The organism is Asticcacaulis sp. SL142 (genome assembly GCF_026625745.1).
Classification (GTDB): Bacteria; Pseudomonadota; Alphaproteobacteria; order Caulobacterales; family Caulobacteraceae; genus Asticcacaulis.
Map to the genome: position 1 here is coordinate 3,255,001 of NZ_CP113061.1, position 16,648 is coordinate 3,271,648.

General features: G+C 57.1%; 15 protein-coding genes, 1 tRNA gene and 2 rRNA genes. 7 read left to right on the forward strand and 11 right to left on the reverse strand.

The window, feature by feature from the left end; all coding sequences use genetic code 11:
• Nucleotides 1-43: 43 nt before the first annotated feature.
• The 3 genes from OVA03_RS14885 (at nt 44) to OVA03_RS14895 (ending at nt 3,426) form a co-directional block, all read left to right on the forward strand.
• Nucleotides 44-2,921: ribosomal RNA gene (locus tag OVA03_RS14885) — 23S ribosomal RNA — on the forward strand.
• A gap of 73 nt (nt 2,922-2,994) precedes the next feature.
• A 5S ribosomal RNA gene (rrf, locus tag OVA03_RS14890) occupies nt 2,995-3,109 on the forward strand.
• Nucleotides 3,110-3,349: 240 nt separating this feature from the next.
• A tRNA-Met gene (locus OVA03_RS14895) sits at nt 3,350-3,426 on the forward strand.
• A 243-nt stretch (nt 3,427-3,669) separates the two neighbouring features.
• On the opposite strand, the gene OVA03_RS14900 is transcribed toward OVA03_RS14895, so the two are convergent.
• From OVA03_RS14900 to OVA03_RS14915, 4 genes are read right to left on the reverse strand one after another with little or no spacing between them, the layout of a single operon-like run.
• On the reverse strand, nt 3,670-4,221 hold the full coding sequence (locus OVA03_RS14900; RefSeq protein ID WP_267527738.1) for an MFS transporter: 552 nt from the start codon (nt 4,219-4,221) through the stop codon (nt 3,670-3,672).
• A gap of 9 nt (nt 4,222-4,230) precedes the next feature.
• Nucleotides 4,231-4,449: a hypothetical protein gene (locus OVA03_RS14905; RefSeq protein ID WP_267525823.1), complete on the reverse strand. Its 219-nt coding sequence runs from the start codon at nt 4,447-4,449 to the stop codon at nt 4,231-4,233.
• 7 nt (nt 4,450-4,456) lie between these two features.
• Entirely contained in the window at nt 4,457-4,660 is a 204-nt protein-coding gene (locus tag OVA03_RS14910) for a hypothetical protein (protein WP_267525824.1), read from the reverse strand.
• A 44-nt stretch (nt 4,661-4,704) separates the two neighbouring features.
• A complete protein-coding gene (locus OVA03_RS14915; RefSeq protein WP_267525825.1) occupies nt 4,705-4,947 on the reverse strand; it encodes a hypothetical protein in 243 nt (80 codons plus the stop codon).
• Nucleotides 4,948-5,164: 217 nt separating this feature from the next.
• Here OVA03_RS14915 and OVA03_RS14920 point away from each other — a divergent pair, with 217 nt between their 5' ends.
• Nucleotides 5,165-6,280: a TauD/TfdA family dioxygenase gene (locus OVA03_RS14920; protein WP_267525826.1), complete on the forward strand. Its 1,116-nt coding sequence runs from the start codon at nt 5,165-5,167 to the stop codon at nt 6,278-6,280.
• 89 nt (nt 6,281-6,369) lie between these two features.
• On the opposite strand, the gene OVA03_RS14925 is transcribed toward OVA03_RS14920, so the two are convergent.
• The 3 genes from OVA03_RS14925 to OVA03_RS14935 all read right to left on the reverse strand — a co-directional run bounded on the left by OVA03_RS14925 (nt 6,370) and on the right by OVA03_RS14935 (nt 9,997).
• The gene (locus tag OVA03_RS14925; protein WP_267525827.1) at nt 6,370-6,861 is read right to left on the reverse strand and encodes a VOC family protein; all 492 of its coding nucleotides are present in this window, start codon (nt 6,859-6,861) and stop codon (nt 6,370-6,372) included.
• A 12-nt stretch (nt 6,862-6,873) separates the two neighbouring features.
• A complete protein-coding gene (locus OVA03_RS14930) occupies nt 6,874-7,710 on the reverse strand; it encodes a DODA-type extradiol aromatic ring-opening family dioxygenase (RefSeq protein WP_267525828.1) in 837 nt (278 codons plus the stop codon).
• Between the two features lie 94 nt (nt 7,711-7,804).
• Complete coding sequence (locus OVA03_RS14935) at nt 7,805-9,997, reverse strand: beta-glucosidase (protein ID WP_267525829.1); 2,193 nt, start codon at nt 9,995-9,997, stop codon at nt 7,805-7,807.
• A 194-nt stretch (nt 9,998-10,191) separates the two neighbouring features.
• Here OVA03_RS14935 and OVA03_RS14940 point away from each other — a divergent pair, with 194 nt between their 5' ends.
• The gene (locus OVA03_RS14940) at nt 10,192-11,472 is read left to right on the forward strand and encodes an MFS transporter (protein WP_267525830.1); all 1,281 of its coding nucleotides are present in this window, start codon (nt 10,192-10,194) and stop codon (nt 11,470-11,472) included.
• Nucleotides 11,473-11,485: 13 nt separating this feature from the next.
• Here OVA03_RS14940 and OVA03_RS14945 read toward each other — a convergent pair whose 3' ends face one another.
• The 3 genes from OVA03_RS14945 to OVA03_RS14955 form a co-directional block, all read right to left on the reverse strand.
• Nucleotides 11,486-12,439, reverse strand: a complete 954-nt coding sequence (locus tag OVA03_RS14945; RefSeq protein ID WP_267525831.1) for a helix-turn-helix domain-containing protein — start codon at nt 12,437-12,439, stop codon at nt 11,486-11,488.
• Nucleotide 12,440: 1 nt separating this feature from the next.
• Complete coding sequence (locus tag OVA03_RS14950) at nt 12,441-13,532, reverse strand: acetamidase/formamidase family protein (RefSeq protein ID WP_267525832.1); 1,092 nt, start codon at nt 13,530-13,532, stop codon at nt 12,441-12,443.
• Nucleotides 13,533-13,618: 86 nt separating this feature from the next.
• Nucleotides 13,619-14,827: an aromatic ring-hydroxylating oxygenase subunit alpha gene (locus OVA03_RS14955; protein WP_267525833.1), complete on the reverse strand. Its 1,209-nt coding sequence runs from the start codon at nt 14,825-14,827 to the stop codon at nt 13,619-13,621.
• A gap of 208 nt (nt 14,828-15,035) precedes the next feature.
• On the opposite strand from OVA03_RS14955, the gene OVA03_RS14960 reads away from it, so the two are divergent.
• Nucleotides 15,036-15,383 (forward strand): ArsR/SmtB family transcription factor, encoded by a 348-nt coding sequence (locus tag OVA03_RS14960; protein ID WP_267525834.1) that lies wholly within the window; start codon nt 15,036-15,038, stop codon nt 15,381-15,383.
• Nucleotides 15,376-15,819 carry an SRPBCC family protein gene (locus OVA03_RS14965; RefSeq protein ID WP_267525835.1) on the forward strand — a complete coding sequence of 148 codons (444 nt, stop codon included), beginning with the start codon at nt 15,376-15,378 and terminating at the stop codon, nt 15,817-15,819. Before OVA03_RS14960 ends, OVA03_RS14965 begins: the two co-directional genes overlap by 8 nt.
• On the opposite strand, the gene OVA03_RS14970 is transcribed toward OVA03_RS14965, so the two are convergent.
• A complete protein-coding gene (locus OVA03_RS14970) occupies nt 15,816-16,640 on the reverse strand; it encodes an oxidoreductase (RefSeq protein WP_267525836.1) in 825 nt (274 codons plus the stop codon). The genes OVA03_RS14965 and OVA03_RS14970 overlap by 4 nt on opposite strands.
• Between the last annotated feature and the right edge of the window lie 8 nt (nt 16,641-16,648).

The following is a 16,648-nucleotide window of genomic DNA, read 5'->3' on the forward strand; positions in this document are numbered from 1 at the left end:
ATTGATTAGATGTCGGATGACATCCATAAGTTTTGTTGAGAACGATCAAGCGTTAAAGGGCTTCTGACGGATGCCTTGGCGTAGAGAGGCGAAGAAAGACGTGGCAAGCTGCGATAAGAACCGGGGAGGCGCTAGCACCCTTTGATCCGGTTATTTCTGAATGGGGAAACCCACCTTTACGGCCCTCTCATTTTAGTGAGCAAGTTAAGTGGACGATCTGCTTTTCCGAACCTGTCACGCAGGTGAGGCAAGGCCGACCGGCCGCCCGAGCTTATGCGAGGAACTCGATGCCTTTGGCATCGCACTAAAGTGAGTTGGTTGTTGAAAGGTATAATAAACTGAATACATAGGTTTATTAGGCAAACCCGGTGAACTGAAACATCTCAGTAACCGGAGGAAAGGACATCAACCGAGACTTCCCTAGTAGTGGCGAGCGAACGGGAACCAGGCCAGTGCTCTTGTGATATAAAGTCGAACGACATGGAAAGGTCGACCATAGCGGGTGATAGTCCCGTAGACGTCAAATAGCAAGAGACTCGAGTAGGGCGGGACACGTGAAATCCTGTCTGAACATGGGGGGACCACCCTCCAAGCCTAAGTACTCCTCTACGACCGATAGTGAACAAGTACCGTGAGGGAAAGGTGAAAAGCACCCCGACAAGGGGAGTGAAACAGATCCTGAAATCGGAAGCCTACAAGCAGTTGGAGCACCCAAGCGGTGTGACAGCGTACCTTTTGTATAATGGGTCAGCGACTTCATGTGCCGAGCAAGCTTAAGCCGTTAGGTGTAGGCGTAGCGAAAGCGAGTTTGAATAGAGCGTTAAGTTCGTTGCATGACGACCCGAAACTAGGTGATCTATCCATGAGCAGGATGAAGGTTGGGTAACACCAACTGGAGGTCCGAACCCGTGAATGTTGAAAAATTCTGGGATGACTTGTGGATAGGGGTGAAAGGCCAATCAAACCTAGACATAGCTGGTTCTCCGCGAAATCTATTTAGGTAGAGCGTCGGATTTATTCCTTGGGGGGTAGAGCACTGAATGGATGCGGGCGGCGCGAGCTGTACCAATTCTAATCAAACTCCGAATACCCAAGAGAACTGTCCGGCAGACACACTGTGGGTGCTAACGTCCATGGTGAAAAGGGAAACAACCCTAACCTACATCTAAGGCCCCCAAATTATGGCTAAGTGGGAAACGATGTGGGATTGCATTGACAACCAGGAGGTTGGCTTAGAAGCAGCCATCCTTTAAAGAAAGCGTAACAGCTCACTGGTCAAGCGATCCTGCGCGGAAAATGTAACGGGGCTAAAGCCATATGCCGAAGATTAGGGCTTGCACTTAGTGCAAGCGGTAGCGGAGCGTTCTGTAAGCCTGTGAAGGTCACTCGTGAGGGTGGCTGGAGGTATCAGAAGTGAGAATGCTGACATGAGTAGCGATAAAGAGTGTGAGAGACACTCTCGCCGAAAGACCAAGGGTTCCTACGTAAAGCTAATCTGCGTAGGGTTAGCCAGCCCCTAAGGCGAGGCCGAAAGGCGTAGTCGATGGGAACCAGGTAAATATTCCTGGGCCAGTATGAAGTGACGGATGGCATAACTTGTAAGGGCTTATTGGATTGTCCTTGCAGGGGCGTTGTCCCTGGAAATAACTCATACAGAGACTGTACCCGAAACCGACACAGGTGGTCAGGTAGAGTATACCAAGGCGCTTGAGAGAACTATGCTGAAGGAACTCGGCAAATTACACGCGTAACTTCGGGATAAGCGTGACTTACTCTGGGCAACCAGAACTAAGTGGCACAGGCTAGGGGGTAGCGACTGTTTATCAAAAACACAGGGCTCTGCGAAGCTGTAAAGCGACGTATAGGGTCTGACGCCTGCCCGGTGCCGGAAGGTTAAAAGGAGTGGTGAGAGCTGCGAATTGAAGCCCCGGTAAACGGCGGCCGTAACTATAACGGTCCTAAGGTAGCGAAATTCCTTGTCGGGTAAGTTCCGACCTGCACGAATGGCGTAACGACTTCCCCACTGTCTCCAGCATAGGCTCAGCGAAATTGAATTCCCCGTGAAGATGCGGGGTTCCCGCGGTCAGACGGAAAGACCCTATGAACCTTTACTATAGCTTCGCCTTGGCGTTAGCATCAACATGTGTAGGATAGGTGGGAGGCTATGAAACGAGGGCGCCAGTTCTCGTGGAGCCATCCTTGAAATACCACCCTTATTGTTGCTGACGTCTAACCGCGGCCCGTATATCCGGGTCCGGGACATGGCGTGGTGGGTAGTTTGACTGGGGCGGTCGCCTCCCAAAGTGTAACGGAGGCGCGCGATGGTGGGCTCAGAACGGTCGGAAATCGTTCGACGAGTGCAATGGCATAAGCCCGCCTGACTGCGAGACTGACAAGTCGAGCAGAGACGAAAGTCGGCCATAGTGATCCGGTGGTCCTGCGTGGAAGGGCCATCGCTCAACGGATAAAAGGTACTCTAGGGATAACAGGCTGATTTTGCCCAAGAGTCCATATCGACGGCAAAGTTTGGCACCTCGATGTCGGCTCATCACATCCTGGGGCTGGAGCAGGTCCCAAGGGTATGGCTGTTCGCCATTTAAAGTGGTACGTGAGCTGGGTTCAGAACGTCGTGAGACAGTTTGGTCCCTATCTGCCGTGGGTGTTCGAGACTTGAGAGGATCTGTCCCTAGTACGAGAGGACCGGGATGGACATACCTCTGGTGGACCTGTCGTGGCGCCAGCCGCGCAGCAGGGTAGCTAAGTATGGAATAGATAACCGCTGAAAGCATCTAAGCGGGAAACTAACCTCAAAACAAGGTCTCGCTGAGGATCGTGGAAGACTACCACGTTGATAGGCTGGGTGTGGAAGCTCCGTGAGGAGTGAAGCTAACCAGTACTAATAATCCGATCGGCTTGATCGTTCCTCTACAAAATTTATGGTGTTCAACACCTAAGTCGTTCAATAGATAATGTCTTCGCTCTGTAATTGATTGACCTGGTGGCTATGCCGGAAGGTCCCCACCCGATCCCATTCCGAACTCGGTCGTTAAGCCCTCCAGGGCCGATGGTACTTCGTCTTAAGGCGCGGGAGAGTAGGTCGTCGCCAGGTCTATCAATTACAGAGTTGGATGCCTTCTTCAGGCACATACCCTTCATTACAACCCTTAAAAAGACCGGTCGGCACACAAAGCTTGCCGGTCTTTTTTAATATCTGGGATACGCCTCAAGTGTTCCCCAGATAAAATGTCAGGCTCAAGCAAAAACGACGCTTTTTGCGTAAAGCCTGTCCATACCGAACCGGTTAAAAGTACACTGAGCACCCGCGAAGGACTTTTAACCGATCCAATATCGCGGGGTGGAGCAGCCCGGTAGCTCGTCAGGCTCATAACCTGAAGGTCGTCAGTTCAAATCTGGCCCCCGCAACCAAAATTACCAAATTAAATCAATAAGTTAGCCGCCCTCTCGGGCGGCTTCTTTGTGTGCGCTCAACACCTCCAGCTACCACATAGCTACCACCCAAACCCAAAACGCAATCACGGAATTGTGTGGACAAAGGTGTAGCGAAGTCGGGGCGGGTGCAGTTCATTGCGGACGATTGAATGATGGAAATTATACAAAAGCGGAAGAGTGTTTGAGTAGCGTATATCTGCTAATGCGGGCTTTTCGACATTAAGGTTGTAACGTTGAATCCTTTAAATTGCGATCAAGGGCGGGCAATAAGAATAAGCATAAAGCTGACACGATCAGAATGGCCCCGGTTACTAGTAATGGTTTTTCATAGGATTGCGATCTGTCATACTGCAGGTTCATCAGCAGCGGGACTATACCGCACACGATGGCTATGGCCGAATATATCAACAGAATAATCCGCCCGTAGCTGCGTAGGCCGAAATAACGCGACACCAGTAAGGGCAGTGCGCTATATTCCGCCCCCAAGCCCAGTCCCATCAATATGCCTGCCAGAATAAGCATCGCATTGCTATCGCCATATTGCAGCGGCAGTAATCCTCCGGCCGCGAGGGCATAAAACGGGGCCAAGATCCATACCCCTTTAATCCGGTCCAGCAGAAAGCCCATCGCCCATTGCCCCACCGCGCAGGTCATCGAAAAGACGGTGATCACCATCACCCCCTGGGTCAGCGTAAGGCCGCGTGACATGGTTACCGGCACAATCTGGGTGAACATGGCCGTAAGGCACGCCGCGCATAAACCGACGGCAATAGCAAAAAGCTAGAAGGTGCGGGTTTTGAGGGCCTCAGACAGGGTTAGCCCCTCGACCGGCACGGGTGCCACATTGGCTACCTGCGGTTTGAGAGGCGGGTCACGCAGGCAAGTCAGTTTAATGGGAAAGCCAAGCGCAAATACCAAAAGCGCCACCCCCTGATAGGTGACGCGCCAGCCATAATGGGCCAGCAATATCCCCGCCAGTATGGGAATAAGGGGGGCCACCGCGCCATTACCGATACCGGCAGAAAACCCTAACGCGGCCCCCCCGGCCGGTTTCGAACCAGCCGGCAATGGCATGGCTGTAGATGATCGGTGTGGTAAATATCCCGAAAAAGACCGTGGTGATAAACAGGGCGTAGTAGGGGCCTATCTGCGGCGGGGTAAAGGAAAACGCCGCCATAGCCACGGCAAAGGTCGTGATCCCGAACAGCACGATCCGGCGCGGGTCGATTTGGTCGAGCAGCCAGCCCAGCGGTATCAGGTGATGGCCGACAGCAGGGCGGCGATGCTGAGGACGCCGGCCACCTGCGCCCGCGGCCAGCCAAATTCCTGTGCGATCGGCACCATGACAATGCCGTAGACGGTCAACAGTGCCGGGGTCGGACTGACGAAGGCCCCGATGGTGGCAGCCAGCAGGGCTTTTTTCTGGGTGGGCCCAAGATCGGGGGCCGCCCCGGCAGGTGCGTCCACCGCCATTGCCGTCTCACTGATGATTGCCATGATCCGCTCCCGTGTGGTGGTAGCGGGTGAGTTATCCACAGATGGCGGGCGGGGTCTTGATGTGGGGTGCCATAAGATTTGACCGCCATGACGCGGCCTCTTGCCCTTAGGCGTGCATAGTCGGTTTTGATCAACTAATCATGTCCGCGCTGACAAGAAGCGAACGACACCCTTTGATAGGGTCGGCGCAGTTGATCACTACGTCAGGGTAAAACCAATGAACATTGCCGTATCCACGCCAAAGAGCGCAAAGCCGCTCGAACTCAAAGAAATCACCACCTCAGCGGCCTGGCGCGGGGATGTGCTATCGAAAAGCGATTCATGGGTTTACATGCTGTCCGACGCCCAGATCGCTGAGCTTGAAGTCTTAGGCGCGCGTTTTGTTGAGGCCGACCCTGATCTGCGCTTTGTGCAGAAGGAAGAATACCCGCTGGTCGAATGTGCCGAGGCGATCAACGAATGGGGCCGCGATGTCGATTCCGGGCGCGGTTTTGTGCTGGTGCGCGGGCTGAAAACTCACCTCTATTCCGATGCCCTGTCAGCGGCCATCTATTACATTTTGGGTCTGCACATGGGCGATCCGATCCGTCAGAACGAAAAGGGCGATCTGATCGACTCCGTTTATGCTACGTCGGATAAGACCATGGACGATCCGACCGCCAAGTCCTCAAAGGTCCGCGACCATCTGGTGTTTCATTCGGATTCGTCGGATGTGGTGGCCCTGATGTGCCTGCGCCCGGCGCGTGAAGGCGGGGCATCATGTCTGGTGTCGGGGGCTGAAATCTATAACGAAATCCTGCGCCGTCGTCCGGATCTGGCACCGCTGTTGTTCGAGCCCTACCACTGGGACTGGCGCCGTCAGGATAAAAACGCCCCCGCCGATACCTATACCTCGCCCATCATCGACCTGACTGGCGGTGTGTTTTCGATGTACGCCGGATCGCTCTATATCCTGACGGCGCAGGAATATGAGGGGGTGCCCAAGCTTTCGCCAGAGCAGATCGAAGTTCTGGAACTGTTTGATAAGATTACCTATGAGCCCGGTATGGCCATTGAGATGGATTTCCGCCCCGGTGATATTCAGTGGCTGTCGAACTATGCCGCCCTTCATGCCCGCACGACCTTTTATGATTATCCGGAACCTCAGCGCCGCCGCCACCTGCTGCGGCTGTGGCTGAGCCGTCAGGGCGAGCGTCCGGTCATCGACGGCTTCGGCAAGAACGGCGTGGTTCAGGTCCGTCATAAGCCCCGCGAAGGTCAGACGGTCGATGATCAGGGCTTTTTCCGCATTAAGGATGCGCCTGTGCCGCGCCTTCTGGCCGACCACGGTTGATGACACAAAGCCCGCTGGCGACAGCGGGCTTTTTTGATTGCGGAATGGGGTCAAAAATAAGCCCTTCGATCAGATCGAAGGGCTTGTCATTATTCGTGGGTGTAGGTTTCCGGGATGGTCGGGTTTTCACCGGCCTTACCCCACAGGATGATTTCGTTGCCCCACGGGTCTTCAAAGGCGTAGTTGTAGCCGTTGAATTCTTTCCAGTAATGGTCTTTCCACAGGATCTTGGCCCCGCGTTCCTCGGCGGCGGTCAGGATACGCTCAGGGGTATCGTCGTCAGACACCAGCACCCAGATGCGGGCCTTGTGGTCGTCGCGGCTCAAAGACTTGGGGCCAGCCCCTTCGGGGGAGGGGAAGGGACGGGCGTTGTTGGAATTAAAGATACCGATATGCAGGTTGCCGATTTGGCTCTGGCTGCCGTCCTTGTTCTTGAAATTCTCACCGGGCACCAGACGGTGATAAACGCCAGCGGGGCGGCCTTCGTTGGTCCAGCCGAACACCTCGGCATAGAACTGCCCGCAGGCTTCGGGATCGTCTGAGGCCAGGTCAACAAAGATCAGGGTATTGGGATAGGTCATAATCTACTTTCTTTATCCAAAGCGGAAAGCTGAGACGGTGGCCTGCATGACCACGTCGGAGAAGATGCGCTCGCCCTTGTCATCGTCACCGGCACCAGCGGCGATCATGAGCGGTAGCAGGTGTTCTTCGCGCGGGTGGGCATTGCGGGCGGCCGGGCCTTGTGACCACTGCGACAGGGCATCCATGCGCACGGCCTTTTCGTCCTGCGACAGGGATGAGGTCAGATAGTCGTCAAACGCCTTGGACGGCGCGGTGGCGGACGGCGTGCGGAAGGCGTGCATATTGTGGTAGCTCATGCCCGAACCGACAATCAGCACCCCTTCGTCACGCAGAGCTTTCAGGGCCTTACCTGCGGCCAGATGTTCTGCCGGGTCGAGGTTTTTCTTCAATGACAGCGGCACGACCGGGATAGACGCGTCCGGGAAGGCCAGCAGGAACGGAATAAATACGCCGTGGTCAAAGCCGCGCGTGGCGTCGGTTTTGGCGGCGATTCCGGCGTTGGTCAAAAGCTCAACAATGCGGTTGGCGAGCGCCGCCGATCCGGGGGCTGGGTATTGAAGTTCATAGGTATGTTTCGGGAAGCCGTAGTAATCATAGATCATTTCCGGAGCCGGAGAGGTCGCGACCGTAAACACTGACTCTTCCCAGTGGCCGGAAATGACGACGATGGCCTTCGGGCGCTCCGGCAGGGTCGAGGCCAGATTTTTCAGCCATTCCGCCGTCTTGTCCCAAGTGTTGGCCGGTTCGCCCATCAGCGACCAGTCCATGAAAAAGCACGGGCCGCCGCCATGCGGAATAAACAGGGTCGGCTGAGTGGCAGAGGGTGTTGGTGATGCTGAATCGGGCATTGAGGCTCATCCATAACTAAGGTGAGGTTTGCTTTAACGCGCACGGACGAGGGGCGTCTTGTCTGAGGGCGTTTTGAAACTTGTCGGAAACCGCTTAGGGTTTTAGCCGCTGGGACGTGATGCGGGCCGAACCGGTCAGCACCAGATCGGTGGCCGAATGACCGACGGCGACGCCATAATTGCCGCCCCCTATGACCCAGCCCGGTTTGGCTTCATCATAATTGGCCAGCAGGCGCGCATCGGCGGTTAGCGACACCGTGCGCTGTTCGCCTGGTTTCAGGTCAACCTTATCAAACCCGATCAGGCGCAAGAGCTTGCGACCCGCCGCATCGGTCAGATAAACTTGAGGCGCATCCTTGCCCGCGACCTTGCCGGTATTGGTGACCTTGAAACTGACGCTCAAAGTGTTACCGCCTTTGGCCTTAAGGTCGCTATAGCCAAAGGTCGTATAGCTGAGGCCGTGCCCAAACGGAAATAGTGGTGTCTCGCCGGTCTTGGCGAACCAGCGGTAACCGACATCGGCCCCTTCGTGATAGGTGACATCAAACTGCACCTTGGCGGGCAGATCAAAGCCATCGAGCACCGCCGGGCGAGGGGTTTGAGCGATATCGCGCGGGAAAGTCATGGGCAGGTGGCCGGACGGATTGACCTCACCAAACAGGACATCAGCGATCGCTTCGCCGCCTTTCGCGCCGGAATACCAGGCGGAAATGGTGGCGGGGGCCTGATCGATCCACGGCATGGCGACCGGCCCGCCGGTTTGCAGCACGACGACGGTTTTCGGATGGGCTGCGGTGACCGCAGCGATAAGGGCGTCCTGACCTCTGGGCAGATTCATGTCGGGCGCATCAAGCGATTCGGTCATCCACTGATTGCCAAAGACTATGACCAGATCGGCGGATTTAGCCTTACGCACCGCCTCAGGCAGGCTGCGGCCATTATCGAACAAAACCCTGGCCTGCGGGGCGCGGGCGCGGATGGCGGTAAGCGGCGAGGAGGCGTGGTATTGCTCCTTCACATACTGGGCGAACTGGCCTTCGGCACTCATGGGCAGGCCCGGTTGCGGTAGACCCGGCGTGCCGGAATCGCCGGTGACGTTCGATGAGCCGCCACCCGACAGCACGCCTTTTTCGACATAATCCCCGATGACCAGAATGGTCCGAGCCGTCTTGGCCAGCGGCAGGATATCGCCGTCGTTTTTCAGAAGGACGATACCTTCTTCGGCGGCGGCACGGCTGACCTCGGCATTTTTGGCATAGTCGATGGAGGTTTTTTGCGGCGGGCTGTCGAATATACCCGACGCGATGTGAGCATACAGAATGCGCTGAACCATGTCCGACAGGCGCGTGGCGGGCACAGTCCCGTCCTCGACCGCTTTTTTGAGCGGTGCACCAAACCAGAATGCGCCATCCAGTTCCTTGGCCGACTGCTGATCAAGGCCTTTGATGGCAAAATCCGTTGCCTTGACCGAACCCCAATCGGACATGACAAAGCCCTTATAGCCCCAGTCGCCTTTGAGCACGGTGTTCAGCAGGTGATCATTACCACACGCATATTCCCCGTTGACCAGATTATAGCCGCACATGACTGACAACGGATTGCCGCGCTCAATGGCGATCTGAAACGCCAGCAGGTCAGACTCACGCATGGCGGCTTCACCGATCACACTGTTGGACCAGTCACGGTTAGTCTCTGAATCGTTGACCGCGAAGTGCTTAATGGTCGCGATGATCTTTTGCGACTGGGCGCCGCGAATGGATTCGGCAGCCATGATCCCGGCCAGCCACGGGTCTTCGCCAAAATACTCAAAATTGCGGCCATTGCGTAGGTCGCGCGTCAGGTTGACGCCGCCGGTCAGAAGCACATTAAACCCCTTGGCGCGGGCTTCTGACGCGATCATCGCCCCGCCGTCATAGGCCAGTTTCGGATTAAAGGTGGCCGCAATGGCAAGGCCTGACGGCAGGGCGGTGGCGATATCGCCGGGGCGCACATCGGACGGATTGGTTACCCCCAGACTGGCATCGGTTTCAAACAGGGCCGGGATATTGAGACGCGGTACGCCCGGCACATAGCCGGCGGCGGGAATGGCCTCAGCCGGTTGCGGATTATCTGCGGTGCGCGGCACCCACGGCACCGGCCAGGTGCCATTCACCATGCTGATGCGCTCATCCAGCGTCATGGCCTGCTCCAGCTTTACGGCGCGGGCCTTGGCCGCCTCATCGGCCCCTGCATGCGGGGCGAGCAGACTTATCAGGACTAAGGCGGCAAGGCAGGCGGTGCGGGGCATGAACGATCCTCATTATAATGGGTAGTGCCTATCCTGCGGGCTGTTGGCCGTGCGGACTATACGCCAAACGCACTGATTTTTGTCAAAAAGCCTTGGCGCGACGATAGGCTTTGACGGGCGGCCCGTTCTTGGTTTCTCTGACGGTGGGGATTAGGCCGTCCATGATTTGGGGCGGTTACGTGTCGGAGTGACCAATGACTATTGAGACCAAAGCCAATGCCAAGACGGCCCTTGGGGTTGTCGTGGCCTGTACCATCGGTAATGTGGTGTGCCTGACCGCGACGGTAAGCGCGGTGTTCGGCGTCTTTCTGGTGCCGATCTCTGAGGATTTCGGCTGGCAGCGCTCTCAGGTGACGGCGGTTTTGGGGATCATCTCTCTGGTCAGCATCATCGCCTTTCCGGTGGTCGGGCGGCTGATGGATATTTATGGTGGCCGTAAGGTTCTGCTGATTGGCAACCTGTTTTTCGCCCTCAGTGTCGCCGCAGTCAGTCAGGTCAATAACAACCTGATGAATTTTTATCTGCTGTTTGCCCTGATCGGGATTGCGGGGGCGGTTCCCTGTACGGCCATGTTCTCAAAAGTCGTGTCGGAATGGTTCGATAAGCGGCGTGGCTTGATGCTGGGGATTTCCGCTGGCGTCGGTAACGGCTTGGGCGCGACCCTGATGCCGATCATTGCCGCCATATTGCTGGGCTATATGGGCTGGCAGATGAGCTATGCGGTGATCGGCTTTTTGATTTTCGCGCTTGGGTTTCCGGCGACGTATTTTTTGCTGAAGGACGCACCGCGCCCGGTGGTGACTGAGGCGACTAATCCGAAATACCATCCTAATGCGCCGTCCGAAGCCCTGGAAGGTCTGACCCTCACTGAGGCCCTGAAATCCGTACCGTTCTGGCTGATCATTGCGTCTTTGGGGCTGGGCGCCGGGTGTCTGACGGCGATATTTTCGCACGTCATTCCGGTGCTGACCGACCGTGGCCAAAGCCTGACGATTGCGACAACGGTTATGGTGGTTCTGGCGCTGGTGACCTCCGGCTGGCAGGTGGCGGTTGGGTCGTTGCTCGACCATATCAAATCGCCGCGGGTAGCCGCCCCGTCGTTTGTAGTGGCGACCATTGGCCTGTGGCTGCTGGAGACCGGCTCGTCGACGCCGCTGCTGATTTTGGCCGGTGCCTTGCTGGGCGTAGGTCTTGGGACCGCGTTCGGGGCCTTGCCCTATTTCATCTCCCGCTATTTTGGCCTTAAGGCCTACGGCGTCATCACCGGCGTGATCTATTCCGTGGTGATGCTGGCCCAGGGGGTGACGCCGTATCTGATGGATATCTGGTTTGATGCCCATAAGGCCTATTTCGGGTCGATCGTAATCATCGGTATCTGCCTGCTGATCGTGGCCGGTCTGATCATGCTGTTCCCGCCGTATCGCATCAAGGTCAGTGCCGCTGATGTCGCACAGGTTAATCACGGCGGATTATAGTAAATCGCGGGCTTTAAGCCTTACCCTGCGCTGACTGTCTGTGTTTGGACGGGGAGATACCAAAGCGCTCGCGGAAAGTGCGGCTGAAATGAGCGGCGTCATTAAACCCCCAGCGAAAGCAGATTTCCGACACCGATAGCTGCGAATGGACCGGGCTGATCAGGTCGGCATAGCACCTCTCCAGACGCCGCGTCTTGAGGTAGTTGGAAAACGTCATTTTTGATGCGGTAAACAGTTTTTGCACATAGCGCGGCGATACGCCGTTTTCATTGGCGACCTTGATCAGCGACAGGTTCGGGTCGTGCAGCAGGGTCTCGATCTTCTGACAAATTCGGCGCAGGTGAAAGGCGCGCGCGCCTGCCGCTCCGCCGCGCGATTCCGTGCGGCCATCATTGGCCAGCGATGCCGCCAGAAACTCGATCATCGATTGTTCGACCGGTGGGAACTGATCGTCGGTCAGGCTCTCCAAAGTATCGGCCAGAGTAATCAGCATACCGTGAAAGATACGCTCCAGCCCCGTCCCGCCGGTCAGAACCCCGACCCTTGGCCCCATGGGCGTCACCAGACGCGGGCTGACGGCCAGTTGCGGGATCTTGATGAACAGCATCCGAAAGTCGGTGGTCAGCGTCAGGGTCGTTTCAACACCTGATGCGCCAAAAATGATCGAGCGGGCGCTGAGTTTCGTGGCCACGCCACCGACGTCGAGCACCCCTTCGCCGCGCGCCAGCACGGCCAGCCAGACGGCGGAATTGTGATCGGGATTACGCCCGGAATAGGTCTGCGGTGTTGACTCCAGCACGGCAAATTCGCACCCCAGCGGCGTGGTGGTGATCATGACTGATCCGCGCACCCGCGCCAGTGACCCGATGTCGGCCACAGGCAGTTTCAGGCGGCGCAGGACATCCACCCACGCCGCCTGACGCTCCGTTTCGGGGAGCGGATCAACCGAGAACTTCCAAAGCGGCATTTTAATCCGGATCTTTGACCACGCCCTTATCGGGGAAGATATTGCGATCAATGCGTACGTGAATGCCCTTGGTGCCGTCAACCACCTGCGTCACGCCAAAATCAGCGGCAACCGACATCAGCGAATATGCATCGTTACGCGATAGGCCCTGATGCTCGGTCAACAGCTCCAGCATGTCGAGTGAGGCGTTCTTCATGGCCTTATTCAGGTCTTCGTCAAAGCCGTGGACGATCCAGTTGTTCGGGGTTTCCAGCAGCGGCGACGGGAACTTGAAATCCTTACGCAGAATTATCTGGAACAGGCAGTTAAGCGACGCTTCGATGGCGGTGCCGGAGATTTCGCCGTCGCCCTGAGAGACATGCGGATCGCCGATCGAGAACAGGCCGCCCTTGACCTGCACCGGATAGTACATGGTAGCACCCGCGCCGATGCGCCAGTTGTCGATATTGCCGCCGTGCAGGCCGGGGGGGATGGTTGAGACGCGCTGATCAACCGCAGGGGCGACACCGGCGGTCCCAAGGTGCGGACGGGCCGGAATGGAAATGCCTTTGAGGGCCGGCACGCGGTCACATTCGGCGCAGTGGGTGATGGTGCCTGGGGTCATGTAGACGCCCGGAAAATCATAGGCATAAAGGGCGGACGCCGTATTGGAATTGGGGTTCAACTCATAGATGGTGACGCGTTCTTTCTTGTCGAACTCTTCGTACAGGTGACCCCAGTTGGCCGCCAGGTTCGAGCCGTAGTTAAAGCGCGGAGTCATCTGCAGGTAGCGTACCTCCAGCATGTCGCCGGGCTCGGCGCCTTCGACATAGATCGGGCCGGTCATGATGTGCACGCCCGGATTACGGTCGGCTTCCGGGATTTCGGTAAAGATACGCTTGATCGCTTCATCGAACATCAGTTCCGGCGCATCGCCAGCGTGGTGGGTGACCGCTTCGGCCATGATCATGTCGCCGGATTTGACCGTCAGGGACGGCTTCACTTCCGGATGGAAATAGCCCCAGTGCACCGTCTCAGGCGTGGCACGCAGGACGTGCAGGTTTTTCGGTTCGGTGTCCTGACGGGTCTCACCGGGCGTACAGATAAAGGCCATGAAGCGATCTCTTATAAAAAACAGGGGAGGGCGATCTCCGTTCGGACAGGCCGGACGGAGTCGAAAACGATAAGGTTTCAGGTGGTTCAGGCCGCGCCCTTGACCGCCGTCAGTTTAGGGCCGGTCAAACGGTCATAGGCATCGCGGTAGCGCTTGATCAGCCAGCGGTTAAATTGGATCTGCGCCCCTTCCTGCCAGGAATAGCGACCGCGCGGCGCGAACTTGGAGCGCAGGCCGACCTGCACCAGTTCATCAACGTGCATGTCCTGATCGATGATGTGCATGGCCGCGACCATGTTCATTTCCATCTTGTGCCCGAAGGACGGATGCTTTGAGGCACCGGGCGCGACCAGCACACCGGTGTCCTGCTCCATCGTCTCAGGGCCGGTCGGGCGCAGGATCAGATAGATGACCATGTCGCTCATCATCACCAAGGACAGGGTCGGCGGGATGTTGGCAAAGGTCATGCGGTTGCGGTCGGCCTCGCTCAGGTTAGGGAACACCGGCAGCAGTGCCTTTTGCGTGGCGTTAAAGCTGGCGTCGGCATGAAGCGTGCCGTTGTAGCGCAGGAACCCGGCATCGGCCGGATCGGCCGGTGGAAACTCAGCCAGGTCGGACGGCACAAAATCATGCAACGGCCCCTGATGCAGCTTTGAGGCGTGGTAACCGTCATTGTTGTTTTCAAACATGACCTTCCAGTTCCACGGGAACACACCGGGCTTTTCCGGTTTGTCGCCGTCGGCATTGGCCAGATCATAGCCCGCAATAGCCTCCGATACGTCCTTAAGGCGCGGGGCCAACGGGGCGGCATCCAAGTCAAAATTAACAAAGATAAAGCCGTGCCAGATTTCGACCGCAAAACGGGTCAGGCCGTGGTCTTCTTTGTTAAAGTTGCAGGTCTTTTCCATGGCGGGTGCGCCGGTCAGCTTGCCGTCCAGACCGTAGGCCCAGTGGTGGTAAGGACACAGGAACATGCGCGTATTGCCGGAGCCTTCGGCCACCAGCATGGCGCGGTGCGCGCACACCGATGACATGGCGTTGACCTTGCCATCACGGCCGCGGGCGACGACGATGGGCTCACCGGCAATATGGGTGGTGAAATAGTCGCCGGGGTTTTTCACCCAGCTTTCGCGGCCAACGCACAGCCATTCGTGATAATAGAGCGCTTCTTTTTCAAACTCATAGAAATCCGCGTCCGTGTAACATTCGGGCGGCAAGGTCTGCGCATCCGCCAGATCGATGTCGGATGAGTCAAAGGAAGCGATAAAGTCGCGGGAGGGAAGTTTCAAAGCCATGGTGAACACCTCGTGTTCGGTCGTTTCGTGGCAGCGCCCCTGAGAGTCCTCGGCTCAGGCGGATGCCATCGTGAGCTAAACCTAAATCCCGCGCCGGGCTCGGTCTTGTGTTTAGGCGCACAACAACTTGTTCGCGGCGGGTGAGGTGACTAAGAAAAATATTCATCCAAATGGTTGACTATTGCATCGGAATTAGATATTCACCCTTATGGGTGAATATACGAATGATGTTGAGCTATCTAAAATTCTCAAGGCGGCGGGCGATACCACGCGGCGGCACATCCTGACTCTTTTGGTGCAGGAAGGCGCGCTGAGGGTCACGGGTTTGGCGGTGCATTTTGAGATGTCACTGAACTCAGTCTCCAAGCACATCAAGGTGTTGGAGGAGGCGGGCCTTGTCACCCGAAAGACGGTTGGGCGTGAGCATTATATTGCGGCCAATCTTGAACCCCTGCGCCAGACCGAAGCGTGGTTTGCGCAACTCAAGTCAATCTGGGATTTACGTCTGGCGGCGCTGGACGACCTGCTGGTTTTAAAGGAGAGCGACGATGAATGATCTGGAACTGACCGTCAGCCGCAAAATCGCGGCCCCTCGTCAGGAGGTTTTCAATGCCTGGCTGTCACCGGCCACGCTGGCGCGGTTTATGAAAACCGCCGCTGACGGGCTGGATGCCGTTAAGGTCGAGACCGATCCGGTTAAGGGTGGGCGCTTTTCCATCCTGATGGTGACGCCGGAACGTGAGGTGCCTCATGCGGGCACTTATCTTGATGTGACGCCCTACAGCCGGTTGTCGTTTACGTGGGAGTCGCCCCATTCGCTCGATGACAGTGTGGTTACGCTTGAGTTTGCAGAACTTGAGTCGCGCTTGACCGAAGTTACGCTGACGCAGGTCAAGTTCCGCAGCGAAGAGGCCCGCCTTGGCCACATTAAGGGCTGGACGGCGATCATCGGCTATCTTGAGAGTACCTTGCTGGATAGCCCGGTCGCCTAAGCCTCAAACCCCGTCGAGAGTGACAGGTCGCGCCATTGGTCGAGGTCTTTTTGGATCTCGGCCATTTCTTCTTCGGCGTATCCGACCGCATCGGCCCCCAGCAGCAGATGCAGGGGCGGGGCTTTCATACCGGCGATTTTGAGCACGGCCGCAGCGAGCTTTGCCGGATCACCCGGCTCATGGCCACCGTGGGCCGCAAGCGTGCGTTCGGCTTCGCGGGCCTTGCCGTCATAATCGCCGATTTTGGAGGTGACGATGTTGAGCGAGCTGCCGGCAAAATTTGTGCGGAACCCACCGGGGGCGAGGTTGGTGACGCCGATACCCAGTTCCTCAACCTCTTCGGCCAGTGTGCGGCCTAAGCCCTCCATGGCAAATTTGGTGGCCCCGTAGATGCCCGATCCAGCCCAGGGCGCATAGCCGCTGACCGAGGTCACATTGATGATATGGCCGGACCGGCGGGCGCGCATATAGGGCAGGACCGCCTGAAGCACGCTGATCGCGCCAAACACATTGACATCAAAGCAGGTGCGGATTTCCTCATAACTGGCTTCTTCAACCGCCCCGATCAGACCAAAACCGGCATTGTTGACCAGAACCTCAATGCCGCCGGAGGCTTTTTCAGCGGCGGCCACGGCGGCATCTATGCTGGCGCAGTCGGTGACATCGGCGATCAGGCCCAATGTATCGCCGGGCAGGGCCTCAAATGCCTTAAGATCAGCCGCATTACGCACCGTGCCCGCCACGAAATCGCCGCGCGCGAGGGCCGCATGTGCAATCGCCAGTCCAAAGCCTTTGCTGACGCCGGTTATGAACCATTTCATAGTAAGCC

Excerpts from the sequence above, each read along its gene's own strand:
- OVA03_RS14915 (WP_267525825.1), bottom strand. The coding sequence starts at position 4,947 with ATGGCAATCATCAGTGAGACGGCAATGGCGGTGGACGCACCTGCCGGG.
- OVA03_RS14920 (WP_267525826.1), top strand. The coding sequence starts at position 5,165 with ATGAACATTGCCGTATCCACGCCAAAGAGCGCAAAGCCGCTCGAACTC.
- OVA03_RS14925 (WP_267525827.1), bottom strand. The coding sequence starts at position 6,861 with ATGACCTATCCCAATACCCTGATCTTTGTTGACCTGGCCTCAGACGAT.
- OVA03_RS14930 (WP_267525828.1), bottom strand. The coding sequence starts at position 7,710 with ATGCCCGATTCAGCATCACCAACACCCTCTGCCACTCAGCCGACCCTG.
- OVA03_RS14935 (WP_267525829.1), bottom strand. The coding sequence starts at position 9,997 with ATGCCCCGCACCGCCTGCCTTGCCGCCTTAGTCCTGATAAGTCTGCTC.
- OVA03_RS14940 (WP_267525830.1), top strand. The coding sequence starts at position 10,192 with ATGACTATTGAGACCAAAGCCAATGCCAAGACGGCCCTTGGGGTTGTC.
- OVA03_RS14945 (WP_267525831.1), bottom strand. The coding sequence starts at position 12,439 with ATGCCGCTTTGGAAGTTCTCGGTTGATCCGCTCCCCGAAACGGAGCGT.
- OVA03_RS14950 (WP_267525832.1), bottom strand. The coding sequence starts at position 13,532 with ATGGCCTTTATCTGTACGCCCGGTGAGACCCGTCAGGACACCGAACCG.
- OVA03_RS14955 (WP_267525833.1), bottom strand. The coding sequence starts at position 14,827 with ATGGCTTTGAAACTTCCCTCCCGCGACTTTATCGCTTCCTTTGACTCA.
- OVA03_RS14960 (WP_267525834.1), top strand. The coding sequence starts at position 15,036 with ATGGGTGAATATACGAATGATGTTGAGCTATCTAAAATTCTCAAGGCG.
- OVA03_RS14965 (WP_267525835.1), top strand. The coding sequence starts at position 15,376 with ATGAATGATCTGGAACTGACCGTCAGCCGCAAAATCGCGGCCCCTCGT.
- OVA03_RS14970 (WP_267525836.1), bottom strand. The coding sequence starts at position 16,640 with ATGAAATGGTTCATAACCGGCGTCAGCAAAGGCTTTGGACTGGCGATT.